The sequence below is a fragment of the Oliverpabstia sp. genome (assembly GCF_022785585.1).
Taxonomy (GTDB): domain Bacteria; phylum Bacillota; class Clostridia; order Lachnospirales; family Lachnospiraceae; genus Oliverpabstia; species Oliverpabstia intestinalis.
Genome location: NZ_JALFPR010000130.1, coordinates 1 through 2806, shown reverse-complemented (window position 1 = coordinate 2806; position 2806 = coordinate 1). Strand labels below are relative to the sequence as shown.

The window sequence follows — 2806 nt, the reverse complement described above, 5'->3', positions numbered from 1 at the left end:
CCTGATCCTTCATCAAGGAAATCAACGGAGAAATCACAACCGTAATCCCCGGCAAAAGCAACGCCGGAACCTGATAACAAATCGACTTCCCCGCCCCCGTAGGCATAATCCCCAGAACATCCCTCCCGGATAAGATCGCCCCGATCAGATCCTCCTGCCCGTTCCGGAACCCGTCATACCCGAAATATCGTTTCAATACTTCATACATATCCATATATTATTTTACTTTTCCTTTCCTACACTATAGCGTGTCTGAAAAATCATTTCACCTTCCCGTCGCCAACACCCAGAAAGCCCACACTGACCCGGTAAGGCCAGACAGCCTTTTGCTGGCGCTCTTAGCCAGGATGAGATCCAGTCCTTAGAAGAACTTGACAGTGAGCGACTCTCCGCGAACTGGCATAATAGTTCTTCTTAGGACTTAGCTCAGCTTGGCGTTGCCAGCGGTTGTCTGACCTTACCGGGTCAGTGCGGGCTTTCGTCTGTGCAGCCAGTCTTTCGTCCGTGCAGCCAGTCTTTTCAGACTTTCGTCCATGCAGGCAATATCTCACTTTACCAACTCCTGCCTTTCATCAAACCAAACCCGATCCCCTTCATTAATATCCCTGTCATACAACATCTGATCCCTCTGCCGAACGATTTTTACATCCCCGTCCTCGTCCTCCAGCCGAACCACCGCCATCACCGGATCTCCCTCTTTCCGCTCCTCGCAGCCAAACTCCACATCTTCCTCTATCCGTAACACTCTATAATTCATAATCCGTATTTTCCCTATATTAAAACCCTTAACTATTTATTATTCATATGCTATAATATCACGCCCCCAACCCCTTTACAAGAAAGAATCCAAACACAGCAAACCACAACTATGAGAAACACGCTTTGTGAGTTTCTCAAGTTATCGCGGCAGTCGCCAAGGTCTCATGCAAGCATGGACTTTGGCTCGTTGCTCGCGTAAAAAAAGTACGAACCATACCGCTTACTTTCAAACGATACACTTCGCACTTCTCTTCTTAGCATTAATCTTATATAAACGTAACTGTTCAGTACCTTCACAGTTACGTGCCAAAATGCATGTAAAATCACCTTCGGTGATGGCATTTTGGCTTGTATGTCTCGGGATTTTGGCATATTCATGCCAAAACACCTCGCGGTACAGTGACTACTGAATAGTTACATATAAAGTATCCGCAAGCCTCAGAAAAAATACTCCTCAGAATAAATCCTCAGATCCTCTTTTTCCCAGACTCCGCTTTCCACATGAAAACTGTTCAACACCGGATACTCCGCCATCAACGACAAAATCAGATAACTGGCCTTCGAATCAAACGCCAGCCGAATATCCTCCACCGACGGCCGTGACGGAGAAGACGGATGAGAATGCCAGTTTCCCAGCGGTTTTAACCCATTGGCGCGCATATCCTTGATTGCATTCATCTGATCTCTCGGATCCAGCATAAAGTGATCTTCCGCATGATCCTTATTCTCCAGAAAATACACCTTCTGGATCACTCTTCCCTCTTCTGTTTCCACCCCGGCGAGAAGACCGCAGGCTTCCTCCGGAAGATGTTCCTTTGCATAATTTACAATCTCATCATAGAGATGATCTCTCATTCTTATAATCGCCATAACTGTCTCCTCTTCCCATTCTGCCTTTTCTGTTTCCTCTGATTCTGCCCGGAAACACCAGACACTCCGGGAAGCTGATATTGATATTCTTCATTACTGCTCGTCTCTCGCCGCAAACCGCCCTGCTGTCTCCTCGCAGACTTCCTGCTCGTAATCGATCGGCTCCAGGATCGTCGGGTTGTCTCCGCATACCGGGCACTTATGTGTATCTTTCGGCAGTTTGATCTTGTGGAACTCCATCGTCAACGCATCAAACGTCAACAGAGAACCTGTTAAAAGATCTCCGACACCGATCAGATACTTGATCGCTTCCATCGCCTGTAAAGATCCGATGACACCACCCATCGCTCCGATAACACCTGCCTGTTTACAGGTCGGAACGGCATCTTTTGGCGGCGGATTCTTGAATACACAACGGTAACACGGTCCCTGCCCCGGTACATAAGTCATCAGCTGACCTTTGAAACGGATGATTCCTGCATGAGAAAATGGTTTTTTCTCCAGGACACAGGCATCGTTAATCAGAAATTTTGCCGGAAAATTATCCGTTCCATCAATGATAAAATCATACTCCCGGATCAGTTCCCGGATATTGGATGCATCCACGAACATCCGGTAAGTTTTAACCTCTATATCCGGATTCATGGCGTTCATAGTCTCTTTCGCTGATTTTACCTTTGCTTTTCCGATATCTGCGGTACTGTGGATAATCTGTCTTTGCAGATTGGAAAGATCCACCTCGTCCGCATCCACGATACCGATGGTTCCCACGCCGGCTGCTGCCAGATACATGGCTGCCGGTGCACCAAGACCACCGGCTCCGATGATCAGCACTTTGCCTTTCAGGAGCTTCTTTTGTCCTTTCGCACCAACTTCTTTTAAGATGATGTGGCGGGAATAACGCTCGATCTGTTCATCTGTCATTGCCATTTAGCATCCACCTCCCATGAAGTACAGGAACTCTACATTGTCTCCCTCTTTTAACACGGTAGACTCTTTATCCTCGGTTGCAATAAATTCTTCATTGATGGAAACAGTTACATATTCCGGCATCTCTACATTTTCCTGCTCGATCAGCTCCGGCAGTGTCAGTCCGTCTTTTACTTCTTTTTTCTCTCCTGCTACTGTGATAACCATGTCTTTTCTCCTTTATGTCTCTCTATACTCTCTTCAGATC

The 2806-nt window shown here is 46.9% G+C and carries 5 protein-coding genes; all 5 read right to left on the bottom strand.

Translation table 11 applies throughout. From position 1 onward, the window contains the following. On the bottom strand, nucleotides 1-214 hold a 214-nt coding region (locus MSA64_RS09190), incomplete at its 3' end, for a DEAD/DEAH box helicase (RefSeq protein ID WP_287891400.1). Between the two features lie 333 nt (nucleotides 215-547). Then, a complete protein-coding gene (locus MSA64_RS09185; protein WP_154431500.1) occupies nucleotides 548-757 on the bottom strand; it encodes a hypothetical protein in 210 nt (69 codons plus the stop codon). A gap of 440 nt (nucleotides 758-1197) precedes the next feature. After that, nucleotides 1198-1629, bottom strand: coding sequence for a M67 family metallopeptidase (locus tag MSA64_RS09180; protein WP_154431501.1), 432 nt, complete (start codon nucleotides 1627-1629; stop codon nucleotides 1198-1200). Nucleotides 1630-1722: 93 nt separating this feature from the next. Continuing rightward, nucleotides 1723-2559 carry a HesA/MoeB/ThiF family protein gene (locus MSA64_RS09175; protein WP_154431502.1) on the bottom strand — a complete coding sequence of 279 codons (837 nt, stop codon included), beginning with the start codon at nucleotides 2557-2559 and terminating at the stop codon, nucleotides 1723-1725. Then, nucleotides 2560-2766, bottom strand: a complete 207-nt coding sequence (gene thiS / locus MSA64_RS09170; RefSeq protein ID WP_106491304.1) for a sulfur carrier protein ThiS — start codon at nucleotides 2764-2766, stop codon at nucleotides 2560-2562. Between the last annotated feature and the right edge of the window lie 40 nt (nucleotides 2767-2806).

Excerpts from the sequence above, each read along its gene's own strand:
- MSA64_RS09175 (WP_154431502.1), bottom strand. The coding sequence starts at position 2,559 with ATGGCAATGACAGATGAACAGATCGAGCGTTATTCCCGCCACATCATC.
- MSA64_RS09185 (WP_154431500.1), bottom strand. The coding sequence starts at position 757 with ATGAATTATAGAGTGTTACGGATAGAGGAAGATGTGGAGTTTGGCTGC.
- MSA64_RS09180 (WP_154431501.1), bottom strand. The coding sequence starts at position 1,629 with ATGGCGATTATAAGAATGAGAGATCATCTCTATGATGAGATTGTAAAT.
- thiS (WP_106491304.1), bottom strand. The coding sequence starts at position 2,766 with ATGGTTATCACAGTAGCAGGAGAGAAAAAAGAAGTAAAAGACGGACTG.